This window comes from Pseudalkalibacillus hwajinpoensis, assembly GCF_039851965.1.
GTDB lineage: Bacteria > Bacillota > Bacilli > Bacillales > Guptibacillaceae > Guptibacillus > Guptibacillus hwajinpoensis_E.
Genome location: NZ_CP156674.1, coordinates 2,722,571 through 2,739,370, shown reverse-complemented (window position 1 = coordinate 2,739,370; position 16,800 = coordinate 2,722,571). Strand labels below are relative to the sequence as shown.

Sequence of the window (16,800 nt, the reverse complement as noted above, 5' to 3'; positions counted from 1 at the left end):
GATTCTTCCCTTCTGTCCTATAATAATCACAACTTTTTAGCAAACTTCCCCACTACGGTAAACCTCTCCATCCCCTCAGCTCCAGTAATATAATAAGGGCCGCTACGTAACCAGGCATGAGCGATTAATTCTCCGGATTCACCTTTAGCAGTTCCAAGGTACAACGTGCTTTCAATCCCACGTCTTTCTAACATTCTCATAGCTGCAATAGCCTTTACCAGGCACTGGCTTTCCCATAAGGTATATTTGCTCATGATGTGAATTGATTGTGAGATCTTTCTTAAGGTTTGCTGGTGTAACCCATTTATTTCATAATCCGTTTCATCCATTTGCAATCCAAGTGTTGGTGCTACTTTTGAAAAAGAAACACTTTTGTCTAAACGTGCCTTCCCTAAATGATAATATGATTCTAGTAAGAGGCTTCTCGTCTGATTAATCAATGAAAGATATATTTTCAGCTTCCTCATTTTTCATTTAGTCCTTTCAATAAATACTACGGGAAATCAGTGTTTAGTCATTCCACCTTAATAAGACCCTCTTCTATTAAATGCTCTAGAAAGTTATGAACGTCTGCTTCACATACATCTCTTTGAACATTGAATTCTTCCATTAAGTTTGTAATCAATATTTCGATACTTATTGGATCAGCAATTCGATCCCAAATTTCTCCTCCGACATCGCCTAAATTATAATATTTTCCATTCTCAATACTAAGAATTATTTTTTCGCCATCCATATCTGATGCTATATTTCCTGGTACCTGTCGAACTAATTTTTTTTCTTTACTTACACTAATATCAAGCATGTAAAAGGTCCTCCTCTTTTATTTGAGTAATAATTAAATCAGCTAGTTCTGCAGCGGAAAAACGGAATTCTGGGCGTCGGAGTTGATACAGGAATATATCGTTTGCAATCTTTGTTGTTATTTTGAAGTGCCATTCCAACTTATCAGAACCAGAAATAATTTGATTTCGATAGGTATGTGTGAAAAGGGTTTGTAACTTGTTCAACTTGGTTATTTGGTTTAGTTCCACTTCACTTTGTTCCGTTTTTACTAACTCAAAAACTCCAGCAAGAGGTAACGGTTTATTAAAGAACTGATCCTTTAATGGCACTGCAAATTTAGTTTCCCTATCAAAAAGTGGGCGATATTGACTTGAATCCATTCCAAATTGGTGCAAGCTTTCAATCCATAATTTTTGTTGAGGGTAACTGGGAACAACAATTGATTCGCCTTTATTAGAAATTAACACTGGAATAATATCGTCGGTAAGTAATTTATAGCCTCTCTTCATAAATTCGGAAGCCAATGTTGATTTGCCTGCTCCTGAGTCCCCGACTAAAGCATATACTTTACCTTCAATTGAAATTGCACTTCCATGAAGAGGTAATATTTCTCTTTGAATAAGTAAAATCCCCATACAAGTTCCTAATATATATAGCTTAATCTTATCTTCTTCAGTACCATTGAAAGGGCAAACTAATATGGTATTACCATCTTTAACGCAAAAAACAGCAGTATCTTTCACCTGAAATAAAGTGTGATTCTTTTTAACTTTGAATTTCCCAACTTCCCCTTCTTCATTCCAAACTGTGGATAAATCTTCTATTCTAATATTTATATCCTCAGGAAACTGGTTATCTCTATTAATTAAATAACCTAATTCTTGAAAATAATAATCACTTCTTATGATAAATCCAAAAGCCTTAAACAAATAAGTTTCTCTATCCATATAGCTCACTCCAAATTTTTTTTACAAGAAAGCTGTAACCGTCAAGTAGAAACAAACAATTTTCCACAAATAATATTAAACAGTTTTCCACAATTAAGATTCAACAGGTGATGCATCAAAAATTGCTTTCCGATATTTCATCCTTATACTATCTGCCTCCTTATCAAATGTAAGAATCTCACTCCGGTGTAATAACCTATCTAGAATGGCCGTGGTGAGAGTGGGATCACCAAGGAATTTCCCCCACTCTCCAGGACCTTTATTAGAAGTCAGTATAAAAGCTGCTTTATCATATAAGTCGTATATAAACTGAAAAAATAGATGAGCTTCCTGAGCTTCATATGTCATATACATCACATCATCTATAATAATGAGATCCGAAGATACAATGCGTTTATATCTAGTTTTGGATTTGCTGATATAGTCTCTTGTCTTCAGAATGTACATCAGCTGGCTCATTGAAGTGAAGGATACTTGATATCCATTCTCCACGGCATGTATTCCTAATGCGACAGATAAGTGTGTCTTACCAGCTCCAGTTGGACCCATCATAATTAAAGTGAAGTGTTCATCTATCCAATGAAGTTCCTGTAACACATGGAGTTGCTTTTCTCCGATGGCATTCTGTTCCTTCAGGTCATATGTTTCGAAGGATAAATTCTCCGGGAAATCCGCCCACTTCATCATCTTTTCCATGTTTTTTTGTTCCCTGCAACGAATTTCATAACTTAATACTTCATGAATGAGTTCGTGGTACGTCCAATTTTTAGCTTCTGCTTTTCTCAGAATTTCCGGTAGCTTCTTTCCCGTCTCTGCGAGACGGAGGGTTCGACACTTTTCCTGTAGATGGTCATATACCTGGTTCATTTTCACTTACCTCCTGACAACACTTCGAGATAGATATCCGCTGATCGTTCTGGTGCAACGATCGCTTGATACTTTTCATTTGTCTGCACATCTTGTGGGGAGGTCAGAACCAATCTCTCTTTTTCTATCGCTAACGATTTGACTACATCACGAAAGTCATTTGCGCTTGTCATATTCATTTGTTTTATCTTTACAAGAGCCTCTTCCACCTCATTTGGATAGTTCTTGATGGAAGATTGGATCACTTTCAGTTGATCAACTAGGTGACGAGGATAACGTTCTTTTAATACTCCCATAAACCACTTGATAGAAGTCTTGTCCGTAAAGAAATCCTCGATTTCATATATAAGTAAATCTCTTTTTGAAGTATTCTTATTTCGATGTTCAGGGGCGGTTATGGTTTCTCCTTTTTTGTCTGTTATTTCATGCTTCGCGATAACTTTTCCAGCTTCTTTTAATCGAATATATAGGAATCCTTCTTTTTCCATGACGTAAGCCGTGTTTGCTGCTCCGTACCGATAGGTACCTTTCGGTACACTATAACGGTTACCGCCATATCGAATGATATTGTCCTTTTGAATGCTTCTTGTTATACTTGGGCTATGAACATTATCGAAAAGATAATAGGTATTTGAGACTTGGCGTAAGTGCGGCTTTTCCAGGGCGTGCACCTCGACTGGTCTCTTTTTTATATTGTGATGAATTTTATAGTTCCCGGTGCGTTTCAGCCAGGCTAGGCAGGAAGCATTCCAATCCTCAATATTGTTATAAGTTCGATGGTTGCTGAAATTGTTCTTCACGAATTTCACAACTTGTTCGACTTTCCCTTTTGATTCTGGATCACTCTTTCTGCACAAATAAATTCTGAATTGTCTTGCCTGGTAGTACTTCGTGAATTCTGCAGTCATAATTAAGTCACCGGCATTTTCGTTAATTGCCAAAAGGGCATCCTGGTCATAAACCATCTCCTGGGGCATCCCACCGAAATACTGGAACGCTTTCTCGTGTGTGTGGATGACATCGGTGGTTCGGAACGGCCGATCTAGCCATTCTACATATTTGTATCTCGAATGCGATAAAATGAATGCGATGAAGTATAAGCGATGCTTTTTCCTTTCAGCATCTTCCACAATTGTTTGACCGAAATCAACCTGAGCTTGTAGACCCCTCGGCACTTCTGGTATCGCACTGTAAGTGCGATGAGCCTTTACTTTTGGAATGTAATACTTGTCACGCAATTCATTTACATAATTTCTTACTGTATTCTCACTCACATCCTTTACTTTTAGTTTTTCCTCCAGCCAGTCATAAATCTGAGCTGATGTTAAATCAGGATGCTCTTTCAACCATTCCATGATATGTATTTGATATGGATCTAATTTCTTCCCCCTCATCTTTAACGAAGTTATAAACTCCTCAAAATCATCTGGACTCATTTTCAAATAATCAATCACCCTATTTCTAGATATTCCTAACTTCCTAGCTATTTTACTTTTTGAAAAACCTTGCGAGTATAATTGGTGAATTTCAACATAAGACATATAACGTTCCACTCCTGGATCCTCACTTTCAATAAACTAACTCTAGTATATTGAAGGGAGGGGCTAATTTGGAATAACTGTTTAATCTTATTTGTGAAATTCTGTTTAGTTTTAATTGTGAAAAACTGTTGAATCTAGTTTATCGTTTACAAAAGCCCTTATATTAAGTTATAAGGGCCGAGGCTAAATAAGTATTTAACTATAATGGATTGTTTCATCAACATCAGGCTGTACTGCATCTGGAGTTTTAAGACCAGGTCCGGCCATTGTCATTTCAACCTTAAGTACTTCTAGCTCAGGTTTCATCCATGCTCTTTTCATTATTCCACCTCCTTTCAGTTGTATTTTTTAACAAATCGATAAAAAATGAGACTGCGCATTAATATTCGAAAATTCATTTCATAAACGTATGACGGCTTAGGTTTATACTTCAAGGATTCTATTGCTTGTTTAATGATTTTAATATTCAGATATTCCGTCACAAGAGAATCCCTACACATGTTTTCTAATTCCTCAATGAACTTTCCCCAAACCGGCATCATGCGATGTAGACCGTCTGCACCTTGAATCCCTCTTGAACGTTCATTCAGTCTCACTTCATCTGGCAAGATATTTTTCATTGACCTCCTGATAAGCGACCTAGATAATCCACCATTAACAAATTGTTCTTCTGGAACTGATAAGCAAAACCTCGCAACTCTCAAATCATTTGTAGGATCACGACCCCATAAAGAATAACGTAGCGATAATTTTGATCCATAAGTACCTGTAATATTCCAATAAAATAAATCTTGAAATTGTTTCTTTTTAATATCGTAAACACTATCCTTTGAATTCCCAGTTAAATCAATTCCATAATCCCTTAGTTTCTCAAATGAATTTAACTTATGTTCAAATTCAGGATTAATCATCTGTAGAATTTGACTTGGTTGTTTCTTCAAGGAAGACATCGAAAATATTTTCCTTCTAACAATGGAGAATATGCGAGATTTACTAACACCTATATTTTTACTGTAAAGATTTATTTCATTATAAAGTCTCAACAGTTGCATTTTCCTTAATAAACCAGCCTGGTAATCCAGCACAGGCCCCCAAGAAATAGTCCAATTACCTCTTTGTCCATTTAACAGAACGCCTATGTTTTGCGAGTGTGCTTCTTCAAAAATCCCCTTTAACCAAAAAGTATTCTCAAAGAACTTATACGGCATCTCCAATACTTCTAGCCAATCATCTATATCAGTGAGAGGCGTTTTCCCTTCAAAGTCTAGATAGTTATCTTGAATGTTGCCTACATGATCGACAGTAGCCTTTATTAATGGTCTTTCATCAGCTAATCTATTTTTAGGGGTCCAATCAACAAAATCTTTCGCTGGTATATAGCTAAACGTATGTAATTGTTTGTTTTCTCGTTTTAGCGAGTTTGCAGCAATCCCTACAACTGAACCAGAATCCAGCCCCCCACTAAGGTGTGCACCTACTTTACGATGTGTACGAAGTCTTGATGTAACTGCACGTTCGAAAACTTCCTTTAAAGCTTCCTCGTATTCTTCATTTGAATTTAATTTTAGTTTTTCACCTTCTAGTAAAGTATTGTATCTTGTAAGCTTTAATTCACCCTTTATTAAAGAAATACTATGAGAAGGAGGCAGTTGATTTATATTCTCAAATACAGTAGAAGTGGTATCAATGGATTCGAAATTCCACGGAATACTAAGAAAATCAGCCATCCATTCTTCTCTTAATTTATGCTCGATAAAAGGTAATTGAAATAATGGTTTATTAATTGAACAAAAAGCGAACTTTTGATCACTGTAATAATAGTAGAGTGTTCTACTGCCTGAAAAATCTCTTGCCCCAAAAAGCTCCTGCTTCCTTTCATCCCAGATCATAAATGCAAAATCACCAATCAAGAATTTCGGGGTATCTTCACCCCATTTTATATAAGCTAGTAAAATTAATTGATTGTCAGTCATTGTTTTTCTATCTACATGATCTATTTGCAATATATCAAACAGTTCACTTCTATTATCAATAATGGCGTCCGACGTAATGACCAATTGTTTTTCATAATCATAAAATGGTTGCTGCTCATTTATTGATTCTGGTGTAATCCATTGAGCATGACATCCCAGGAATACATTTCCCTTGAGCCAAAACTGGGAATCATCGCAAGGAAACTCTTTTAGAGAGCCCATTACATTATTAACTATGTCTAATGAGATTGGCTCTTTATTAATATGATAGATCCCTGTGATAGCACTCATTAAATGTCTCCTCGATTCTAGATTTCAAATCATTAATAGTACTGCCTTTTTTAAAAATTCAAAAACCTTAATAAAATCTAATGACGTTCTATATAAAGAACAATACTACATTTAAATTAAAAACACAAGGTATTTTTCTATGTATGAATGTTTTTTGAATTATTTGTCTCTTCAAACAAAAAGTGGTTTAAATGAATATGAGTGTCAAAAAGCTGTTTCTAACTTCGTTTAAAGTGAGTCATGTCCGGTAACCGACTGCCCGACGTTTCATCATCTTGATTTTATTGTTGATCCATTCAATTTTCCCGTTAGAAACGTCATATCGGATGCCATTCGCAATAAGTTCTTTCCATTTTTGAATGATTTCGGCAATCGCATGGCGCGGTTTGTATGTTGAAAAAAGATAACGGTCGATCCACTGATCGACCGTTGTCGTGATCTATTCCGTATTTCTGATGCTGTAAACGCGACGAATTCCTTAAAGCGCATGATAAAGCTTTCCAGATCTTCGTATTGGGCAAGCCAATTCTCTAACTGAAGGAGGTCTTTGAACGAAAGATTGTTTGAACCAGTGATGAGGCACCTTGTCACCTTTCGTCTCTTCGATTGAGGTGAGGTCTCTGTCTCTGTTACAGCGATGTCTGGTTCCGCGCATGGCCAATGTTTAAGCGCTTTTGTGATGTTTTTCGGCTACATCCCTTGCTCACCTGGCATACGTCACCCGTTTTATGATCAGCTAGAGAAATGGCGAAACGGTGTCCTTTATGAAGGGCAAAATCATCTAAACAAACGGTTTTTGGTGAGCTGCGATTTTCTTGCATCTCATTGACTCTGTGCTCAGCGTATTCATAATTCCACCGTTCAAGAGAAGTGTAGGCGATTTTATGAGTTATGGAAACGTAACGAATCGACGTATACGTATAAAGAGAGAGAAAAACATCTGTTTCTTTAAATTGATCCGTTGTATGACCACGAAATGGAATACCACGCCATTTCAAACTCCAAACTGCTGTGCATCGGCTGCATTCCTGATAATAGACAGGAACATTTACGGAAATATGCTTCAATATTCTCCGCTTATCGTACTTATGATTGGAACTTTTTGTTTCAGTTCAAAGTCTGGAAGATCAATCAAATCAATGATAAACTGGCGGTACAAGCAGAATTCTTCTTTCTTTGGTTTGGTTACTTTTACCATAAAGGGGATTCTGCTTTTTTCGTGTCTTAAGGCTTAAACCACTTTTGTTGGTGTAGAGCCTCCAAAAAGTTTTAAGTAAAATTTTAAAATCTAATTTCAAACTATGATTTTCAACATAATACACATATAACGCTAACCTTTCATCCTAATTAAGTTTATTCCTTCCTGATACTTGTGCGATTCCGGTCTAACATTATGTCTCTTCACTTCTAGTTCCGTATAATAAGGAAGATACTTAATTAGTAATGGTCTTGGTCCAATAAAGCTCATTTCACCTTTTAAAATATTAAAAAGTTTAGGGAGTTCATCAAAACTTAATTTCCTAATAACCTTTCCAATTTTCGTTATTCTTTCACTCTGGCAAGAGATCCCCCTGAAGAATCTGCTAGACACGAATCTCTTATGTTCATAAAAGATTAATGTATCGAAGTCTATTTGCATTTTTCCAAATAACTCTTCACGGTTGTCAATGATAGCGTCAGCAGTTATTACCAGCCCCTTGTTATAATCGTAGTATAGCAGTCTCTCCCCAATTTGCTCAGGTGTGATGCATATCATCTTAAAAATACATTTTTCTTATTCCAAATTTTGATATAATCTGCCAGTTAATCCCCCGAATATCCATATCCCATCTTTTTTAGATGAAGTTCTTTATTTATTTTTTAGTCATTATAATGAATGCCCACAATCGCACTTCATTTTTAATTAGTAGTTTTCAACAACATTAGTTCTTTAACAAGAACATAACATATTTTTTTTTGGAATTTCAATATATATTGCGGTAACCAGTTCCTATCATATTTTGTCCTATTCTTTTACAGTTGATTTTATTGTTAAACCACCTCTGATTTTCATCAGTAACGTGATTAACAAAGGTTTTGCTACTCCATATAGATGCTTAAATTCATCCGTTTTATAAAATATCACTATAAATATTAGATTAGGTACAACAATGCAAACTAGAAACTTTAAAACTAGTTCCAATATGGAAACTGTATTAATAAATTTACAAATAAAATCAGTAATAAAGTATGTGCCTGTTACTAGTCCAAAATAATATAAGTATTTCTGAAAATAGATTCTCACTGGTAATTTAAAAACCTTTCTGTAAACTATTAAAGGAGTGAACCAAAATGGTAAAACCAATGTACTTAGTAATGTTCCGATAAATACCCCGGATATACCTATATATTGTACTAATATAATTGAAATTCCTAGATTCAATACTGCCTGACAAAGTGGTACATAACGATCTTTATGAAAAATACCCGAGGTTGTTTTAATAGTAGTAACTGGATTCCTCATTCCCCTTTCAAAGAAAAGAATTAATAGAAGTAAAACTACGCCTTCATTCATTAAAAATTCTTTTCCAATCCACAAAACAATAAATGGTTCAAGTACTATCAACAAAGTAATAGAAAAAAAAGAGTGCAACCAGAAGCTGAGTAACCAAATTGAATTAAAAATACCATAGATTTTATTAATACTTTCTTTAGCTACTAAATTTCCTACACTATGATAAAGATTTGAAAAAATTTGATTAGTGAATGTTTTGCAAATTTCAATAAGCATTTTATAATTTGAATAGATACCTACAGCTGTTACACTAACAAATGTTGCTATCAAGATATTATCTGAACTTAATATTATAAAGGCACCAATGTTCTGCAGAATAATTGCTTTAATATTTTTGGTGATTGTCTTTCTAGTTTCTATATCTAATGATGAAGTTACTTTGTCTCTTAGGAATGGATACATTCTGTTTACAATAATTACCAACACTAAGGTAGTCAAGAGGGTAACACCAATATCAATAATTAAGTAAAGTATATAGTTTTGAGTATAATACAAAATTGCAATTTTGATGCCTATCGAAACAATTTGCGAAATAGAATAAAGACCAGTTACGATGTAATTCTTTTGGCAAACACTTAAAAATGAATTTTTATGTAAATAAAGGTAAGGGAGAACTGTGTTAATAAGGAAAATAAAATATATTAAATTAATGTTATCGACACTTGTATCCTTCACAATGTATCCAAGAAACGGAAAAATTGATAATCCTAATATCAATACGATAATTGCAATTACAAGATAAGCTTTTTTATATAATTTCATTAGGACATTTATTTTTTCGTGGTCTTCTTCTGCAACTGGCTTATATAAACTGTAGACTATACTCGCTCCAATACCAGCCTCTGCAAGTGTTAACATTAGCAAAATATTTGTAAATAACGCATTAATTCCTAGATACTCCACTCCAAGAGCACTGATAAATACTGTTCTTGATATAAAACTGAGAGCAGTGACCACTAATTGATTTCCCAATCCCGCCAAAACGTTGAGCATTGAATATTTTACTCTCATTGTGGTCTCCTCTTATCACTAAATTATTAATAGCCCTATCACAGATGATCTGTAATAGGGCTATTATTTTGGAATTATTGAAAGTTCAACTAATATCTATATTGTCATACATAACAGTATTATTATTTACGTTAAATGTCGTGCTTTCAAATACGCAATTTGCTATAACCATACCTTTTTCCAAAGCTAAATATTGCAAATCAAGTCTGGAATTTTCAAAATAGCAGTTTATTATTTTTGAAAACAAATTTTCTGCAAACAAGTTTTTTTGAACATAGGAATCGATAAGTTTACTGTTCATTAAAACTGTATTTCCAATAATAATCCCTACATTACTAAAAAGCAGGTTATTAGCGTTTACTCTTCGAGTATTATTGTAACTATTTATATTGATATCGCCTCCCAAAATACCAGTCTTTGCCCTGATAAACTTACTATTGGTAATATTACAAGCTTCCAAATTAACTCCACCTTCAATTACAACTAAACTACTCACGGATGATGGTCTTCCAGCATAACTTTTAGGAGCTTGAATATTACATTCATAGTTTTTAACGGTGACGTTCTCTATTACGGCGCCTGTAAGGACTAAAGCAAAATTTGGAGTTAATGAAGTATCATTTCTCCAATCTCTTTCCACAACAATATTAGATATAAAACATCTTCCATAGTCATATCTGCTTATATTGTATTCTCCTATTCCTATATCAGTTATCGATACAGATGTTCCACCTTTTGTTTCAGACACTTGAAAACTTGTTGGTGTAACATTAATCGTGTAGTAAAGCTTGTTTTTATTAATGCCTGAGGGAACTTTACTGTTCTCCCATTCCTCAAAACATATTTTGGCCCCATTCCCCATTCCATGAGGTGTATTATATTTATAAGTCCCAGTTCCGACTTCAACTGAAATGGGGGTTCCAAAATATCCATAATTACTAGAGCCATAAAATAATCCTTCTTTTATTGAACAGTTAGATATATGGGCTCCCCTAATATCTTGTAGCTTCACATTACCTTTATAACAGAATGCACCATTAACAAAATTATCACCTTTAACAGTTAGTTCACAATGAATAAAAGTATTGTTAATATATTTGATATACCAATTATTTTGGAAAGAACTAATCCCCCCAACATTATAACCTTCAAAAGTGTTACTTTCTAAAACAACATTTATTCCATCTGCGTTTACAAAGTGTCCTCTAGCATTATTAAATATATAATTATTAAATATATAAATTCTAGTGTTTATTTCAAAACCTTCTTGGTCCAATTCTGGCCTCCAAGTCGGTATGTTACTTTCAGACCATTGTGACTCGATATCTATGCCGAACATTGGTGAAGTTCCATCGACCGTAACTCCATCATCAGCGTAACCAATATGATGTATTTTGTTATTATAAACGTATACATCATTTGGAGCGCCTAAAGAAACTCCTTGTCTTCTACAATGATGCAAGTTGGAATTATGGATAAAAATTCTCGATCCTATCTGTTCCTGAGTGTATTCACTTGGGTCAAGCTTATATTCAAGCCATCCTGTATAAATAGCATCACCTGTGCAATCACTTATTTCAATATTTGTTACTTCAATGTTTGTACAACCATTGATCTCGATACCATGCCCAAACTCATGAGTGTAACTTTGACTGTCCACTTTTGCTCTGATTGCAGATATTTCGGCATCGGTTATGTTAGAAGATGAAATATCAATGACAAAAACCATTTTATTTACCTCTTCTATTGTACCAAACCAACCTCTACCTGAGGGATTCGCAGGTGCAAACCCTCCATTATTCCTCACCCCCTTTAACGTGCTGCTAGATACGGTGCCTTGATATTGATAAAAACTATAACTACCAGTTGCTATACCAGGGATACTCCATAAACGATAAGCTCTTAATAGACCAGGATCGTTATATCGATCTATAATTTCGCTTCGAATAAAATTAGGATTATTATTTAAAGAACCGTCGCTATTTACTCCACCTCTATAGAATTTAATACCAAGTTCATAGACATGTGATTTTTTATCTCCTGTTATTTTACCACCAGATAATTTTACATTTTTCACACCAGTTAAATCTATTACTCGATAGAATGGTGATGAATTTGTTTCAAGCTCTAAGCTACTATTTTCAGACATTTCGAAATGAATATTACTCGGTACCACAATACACGAGTAGGATGAGCTATTCATCCTAAGTTTATAGTAACCTTCAGGCAAAATTACATGATCATACTGGTTTTCTTTAGCCCAATTTATTGCATTATTAATTCCATTAGTAGTTTCTAAAGGGTTTGTCCCATCGTTTTTAATATCCCATCTATCTAATTCAATTCGATAAGAAACACTACTATTCTCTTGTCCTGAAAGATTAATCTTTGAAGGGAGCCATGTTGAAGTAGTGCTATTGTACATTAGTAAATCGTTATTGGTTGGAGGGTTAGATGTAAGATCTATATCTAATAAATCTCCAAGGTATGCTTTTATTCCTTTAATATCCAATCTATACCACCTCTCTTTTTACTAATGTATGATTATCTTTTGAGATGGTATAGGTAAAGTATAGAGGAAAATAATTTATCACCCTTTTTAAAAAAACTCCTTATAGTGATTAATGTTCAGAGTGCATTCACTACTAATGTGTTTATTAATCACTCTAAGTGAAAATCCCTGAGTAAATGGCAGTATATTAAACAACCTGGAATACATTCCTATATCTTTCGTATCTCCCTGTGAAAAATCAATAGCACCAGATCGTCTAGTAACACTCATTAGATATGAGGTTGCCAATTTTTCACTAGCGATACATTTATCCGTTAATCCCTCTATGCTAGCAGCATTGATCATAAACCATGCTAACACAGCAGTGACAGATGAATCTGGTCTACTTTCATTTCTGCTTACTGTCCAGTTCCAGCTACCATTTCCCTGTTGAAAAGCAATAGCACTACTTGTGAAACTAATAACATTGGTTCTAAGAATTGCTTTGTATTTATTATTATTTGGCAATTCATTCCACGAATCGATAAGACCTATTGCATACCACCCCAGTCCTCTTCCCCAGCCATAAAGACCTAGAGGAACCTTACTTTTAATATGATAGGCGTGACAAGGTATAAAATACTTATTTAACATTCCATATTTATTGAATTCTTGTATTTGCTTCACAGCCAAATCAATACACTTTTCTTCTTTATAACGAACACCAAATGCGATTAAAAATGGACAAATAAATCCAATAGTATCTACGTACCTATATTCATCCATTGATTTCCGATATTTAACAGTACCATCTTTACCAATGTGCTCCTGAATCATATTCCACACGTACTCTAAAGCTTGTTTATATTTATCAGTATCTATAAAATCAATTTTCATAATAGCATAGGCCAAAATTGCACTGTCAACATGTGTAGGAGACTCTCTCCATTGACCATCGCTATTAAATTTAACATTCATATATTGTAAAATAGCTTTTTTAATTTTATCGTCCTTAGAAATTTTATAATTCTCCATTAAACCAAGTATTAATGTTCCTTCTTGCCAATGCTGAATGGAAGACTTTGTATAGTTCCCCTTCAATCGATCAATGATCACCAATCTTGTGTTATCCGTTACTTTTATTTTAGGTGTTTTAGATAACCATTTAATACTCTTTTGTGTAACACACTCATTCCATTTTTGAAAATCTTTATACCTTCCAATCCTAACTCTTGAAAACCAATCAAATATTAATGGAATTACATCTAGTAAAGCTACAAGAAATACTATCAAAATTAATAGATAACTAATATATTGGAACACTATTGTTGATTTCCTTTCCTTATAGCTTTATTTAACATAACCAACTTCATTATTTAACTCGTCCGCCATTAATCTAGACATTTCTAATGTGATATCTCCTGGTATCGTCCATTCCCTTTCATAAACATGGGATTCGAACATTTTAGCTTTGTGCTTCTTTATATATTGATCTGTATAGCTTAAAATTCTAGCTAGATTCCCTCCAACAATGACTCCCTCTGGTACTAATTTAGTCACCACACTTCCAGCTGCCTGCCACGATCGTATTTTTTCCAATGGATACTTCTGGCATAATTAACGCCCTAGCACCTATAAATACATTATTTCCTATTTTGATTTTAGCTATTTTTGTATAATCTAAGTATCTTTTAGTACTTGCATCATGTGCAAGCAGGTAAGCTTGAGGAGCAAAAGTTACATTATCACCTATCTCGATTAGCCAACAATGAGCATAATCAATTGTACATCCCGCAAGACCATGACAATTCTTCCCCATTCTCATTCCTTTTTTATACAAGCTTCTAACGTTAAGTCTTCAACTGACAATAATCCAAGTCTTATCAAAAGTGATTATTTTACTCTGTTTAGCATTTTTACCTCCACAAAAATATAATCCTTATTTTTCTATCAAATTATAAAATTTGGTAATTTCTGCTTCAGTTCCATTCTCCTCTGAGAAAAGCTTTTTAGTGAATTTGTTTTTAAGATGACTAGTATTAATTAACAACTCAATTTTGTTAGCCACAGATACAGGATCCATTTCAGCAATTAGCCCATTTACATTATCGCAAATATGATTTTTTGCCGTTCTAAAATTAGTAATAATAATAGGCTTGCCAAGTATTTTTGCTTCATCAATTGAAATTGACTTACCCTCAAATTTCGATGATTGGATATAAATATCAGCATGTCTAATATAGGGATAAGGATTTTCTTTCAATCCTAAAAATATCACTTTATCTCCTATTTTTTTTTCAGAAACCATTCTTTTCAAATCAGACTCCATATTCCCTGCACCCATTAAATACCATTTAATATTTAATCCTTTTTTTATCAATAGGTTTATGGCCTCCAAAGTAATATCCAATCCTTTTTCACTCGCTAGCCTTCCTACAGAAATGAGTTTTATACTTTTTTCATCATAGATATCATTTTCTATATTTTCTAAAGAAAGTTTTCTAATTATCTCCGGAGAAACAATGTTATATATACAGCTTATTTTCTTTTCACATTCAGGAAAAATTCCCTTAAGTAGCTTAACAAGCTCTTCAGACACTGTAACTATGTTGTCTAATTTTGCAAAGTATGGTTTATCATAGCTAGCGGTCATACCAAGTTTGTTGTAATCTGTATGAATCCATCCAATTTTTCTAATTGCCTTTACCTTATCTATGCAGAAATAAACTGGGTTTTTTTCAAGATACCCTATCGCAGTATCGTATGACTTATTAATATCCTCTATAACTTTTGATAAATACCTCCAAGCTCTTTGTTCGCATTTAGCACTGTTTTTTTCTGTCTTAAATAAATACCCAGTAAACAGTCTCCAGAACCCTACCTTATATCTCTGTTCTTTTAAGCAACCTGTAACTGCTGCTTTTATTGGCATATCAAAAAACTTATATGCTGTTGGTTCTGAGAGCAAATTCACCTGCTCTGGTAGTTTTTTTAGAAAAATCCCCTCATGTTTAAACAAAAATAAATCAACATTATACCGAGAGTAATCTATAGTTTCCAATAAAGAAAGCAGCGCTTTTTCAGCCCCTCCACAATTCAAATTATTCATGATGAACAAAACATCTTTTTTCATTTGATCACCCATTATTAATCAGATTATATAACTTTTCTATTTCACTCTCTGTACCAAGGTGCTGTTGTTTTAAGTTTGTAGAGTATGATTGAACAAGGTCTCTATTATTCATCATTTTTTCTAATCCGTTTGCTACACAACCTGCATTAATATCAACAATTAATCCATTTTCTTCGTTATTAATTTGATCGCTTGCTGTACTAAAGTTAGTTACCAGGATTGGTTTGGCGAGAATTTTGGCTTCATCAATTGCAATAGCTTTACCTTCGAATAAAGAAGTTTGAGCATATATGTCTGCTTGCTCAATGTACGGATAAGGGTTGGATTTAAGGCCTAATAGAATAAAGTGTTTCTCTAAATTGTTTTGTTTTATTAGTCGCTCTAATGAATTCCTTTCAGAACCTTCACCTATAATGTACCACTTAACATTGTATCCCTTATCGATAAGCACCTTGCATGCTTTAATAGCTAGATCGAAGCCCTTTTGATAATGAAGTCTACCTATTGATAAGATGACGGTTTCACCACTCGCTTCTGGGAAAACATTTTCTTTTTTTTGATTAGCCATACTATTAATAAACATAGGAGATACAATGTTATAGATTACGCCTACTTTACTCTTTTGTTCAGGAAATGTTTTTTTTAATATATTTGCACACTCTTCAGAAACAGTGACTATAGATTGGAGATTATTGAAATATATCTCATCCATCTTCTTATTCATACCCATTTTATTATAATCAATATGGACCCATCCAATCTTCTTGTTTGCTTTAATGTTATCTACACAAAAGTAAGTAGAAGTCTTTTCCAAGAAACCTATTGCTACGTCATAATTACCCCCAATTAACCCAATTGTTTTCGATAAATATTTCCAACTTCTTTGTTCACTAATTGAATGATTAGAGGATAACCGGTTTACAACCGAATACGCTGTACGATTAAACGCAGACTTTAACTCACCTCTCATTAGGAAAGTTATTATTGATTTTTGCAATGGTTTACTAAAGGTCTCATAAGCTTCTGGTAAAGGGAGTATTCTTACGTTATCAGGTAGGTGTTCCATGAAAATCCCATCGTGGTTAAACAAGAATAAATCGACATTATATTTTGTATAGTCAATCTGTCCTAATAAATTCACAAGACTCTTTTCACCCCCACCAGCAGATAAACCAGGAATTACAAACAATAGATTTTTTTTCATGG

Annotated in this window: 18 protein-coding genes; all 18 read right to left on the bottom strand. The window is 33.9% G+C overall.

Features of this window, described 5'->3' with window-relative positions; genetic code table 11:
- Nucleotides 1–26: 26 nt before the first annotated feature.
- On the bottom strand, nt 27–467 hold the full coding sequence (locus ABFG93_RS14250; protein WP_347548685.1) for a lasso peptide biosynthesis B2 protein: 441 nt from the start codon (nt 465–467) through the stop codon (nt 27–29).
- Nucleotides 468–514: 47 nt separating this feature from the next.
- Nucleotides 515–805, bottom strand: a complete 291-nt coding sequence (locus tag ABFG93_RS14245) for a lasso peptide biosynthesis PqqD family chaperone (RefSeq protein WP_347548684.1) — start codon at nt 803–805, stop codon at nt 515–517.
- The gene (locus ABFG93_RS14240) at nt 798–1,733 is read right to left on the bottom strand and encodes an aldolase (protein WP_347548683.1); all 936 of its coding nucleotides are present in this window, start codon (nt 1,731–1,733) and stop codon (nt 798–800) included. Before ABFG93_RS14240 ends, ABFG93_RS14245 begins: the two co-directional genes overlap by 8 nt.
- Nucleotides 1,734–1,826: 93 nt before the next feature.
- Complete coding sequence (istB, locus tag ABFG93_RS14235) at nt 1,827–2,600, bottom strand: IS21-like element helper ATPase IstB (RefSeq protein WP_347548682.1); 774 nt, start codon at nt 2,598–2,600, stop codon at nt 1,827–1,829.
- A gap of 2 nt (nt 2,601–2,602) precedes the next feature.
- Nucleotides 2,603–4,141, bottom strand: coding sequence for an IS21 family transposase (gene istA, locus ABFG93_RS14230; RefSeq protein ID WP_347548681.1), 1,539 nt, complete (start codon nt 4,139–4,141; stop codon nt 2,603–2,605).
- A 195-nt stretch (nt 4,142–4,336) separates the two neighbouring features.
- Nucleotides 4,337–4,462 (bottom strand): paeninodin family lasso peptide, encoded by a 126-nt coding sequence (locus tag ABFG93_RS14225; protein ID WP_347548680.1) that lies wholly within the window; start codon nt 4,460–4,462, stop codon nt 4,337–4,339.
- A gap of 14 nt (nt 4,463–4,476) precedes the next feature.
- On the bottom strand, nt 4,477–6,405 hold the full coding sequence (locus ABFG93_RS14220) for an asparagine synthase-related protein (RefSeq protein ID WP_347548679.1): 1,929 nt from the start codon (nt 6,403–6,405) through the stop codon (nt 4,477–4,479).
- 238 nt (nt 6,406–6,643) lie between these two features.
- Nucleotides 6,644–6,778: a transposase gene (locus tag ABFG93_RS23125; RefSeq protein ID WP_431522094.1), complete on the bottom strand. Its 135-nt coding sequence runs from the start codon at nt 6,776–6,778 to the stop codon at nt 6,644–6,646.
- 256 nt (nt 6,779–7,034) lie between these two features.
- Nucleotides 7,035–7,403, bottom strand: coding sequence for a hypothetical protein (locus ABFG93_RS14210; RefSeq protein ID WP_347548677.1), 369 nt, complete (start codon nt 7,401–7,403; stop codon nt 7,035–7,037).
- A 65-nt stretch (nt 7,404–7,468) separates the two neighbouring features.
- Nucleotides 7,469–7,603, bottom strand: a complete 135-nt coding sequence (locus tag ABFG93_RS14205; protein WP_347548676.1) for a hypothetical protein — start codon at nt 7,601–7,603, stop codon at nt 7,469–7,471.
- A 132-nt stretch (nt 7,604–7,735) separates the two neighbouring features.
- Nucleotides 7,736–8,044: a sugar transferase gene (locus ABFG93_RS14200; RefSeq protein ID WP_347552853.1), complete on the bottom strand. Its 309-nt coding sequence runs from the start codon at nt 8,042–8,044 to the stop codon at nt 7,736–7,738.
- Between the two features lie 366 nt (nt 8,045–8,410).
- The gene (locus tag ABFG93_RS14195; RefSeq protein WP_347548675.1) at nt 8,411–9,970 is read right to left on the bottom strand and encodes a lipopolysaccharide biosynthesis protein; all 1,560 of its coding nucleotides are present in this window, start codon (nt 9,968–9,970) and stop codon (nt 8,411–8,413) included.
- Nucleotides 9,971–10,055: 85 nt separating this feature from the next.
- On the bottom strand, nt 10,056–12,482 hold the full coding sequence (locus ABFG93_RS14190; RefSeq protein WP_347548674.1) for a right-handed parallel beta-helix repeat-containing protein: 2,427 nt from the start codon (nt 12,480–12,482) through the stop codon (nt 10,056–10,058).
- A gap of 87 nt (nt 12,483–12,569) precedes the next feature.
- Nucleotides 12,570–13,787 carry a glycoside hydrolase family 88 protein gene (locus tag ABFG93_RS14185; RefSeq protein ID WP_347552852.1) on the bottom strand — a complete coding sequence of 406 codons (1,218 nt, stop codon included), beginning with the start codon at nt 13,785–13,787 and terminating at the stop codon, nt 12,570–12,572.
- A gap of 24 nt (nt 13,788–13,811) precedes the next feature.
- The gene (locus ABFG93_RS14180; RefSeq protein ID WP_347548673.1) at nt 13,812–14,021 is read right to left on the bottom strand and encodes a hypothetical protein; all 210 of its coding nucleotides are present in this window, start codon (nt 14,019–14,021) and stop codon (nt 13,812–13,814) included.
- Nucleotides 14,014–14,280: an acyltransferase gene (locus ABFG93_RS14175; RefSeq protein WP_347548672.1), complete on the bottom strand. Its 267-nt coding sequence runs from the start codon at nt 14,278–14,280 to the stop codon at nt 14,014–14,016. The genes ABFG93_RS14180 and ABFG93_RS14175 overlap by 8 nt, the downstream gene beginning before the upstream one ends.
- 120 nt (nt 14,281–14,400) lie before the next feature.
- Entirely contained in the window at nt 14,401–15,594 is a 1,194-nt protein-coding gene (locus ABFG93_RS14170; RefSeq protein ID WP_347548671.1) for a glycosyltransferase, read from the bottom strand.
- Between the two features lie 4 nt (nt 15,595–15,598).
- Entirely contained in the window at nt 15,599–16,798 is a 1,200-nt protein-coding gene (locus tag ABFG93_RS14165; RefSeq protein WP_347548670.1) for a glycosyltransferase, read from the bottom strand.
- Between the last annotated feature and the right edge of the window lie 2 nt (nt 16,799–16,800).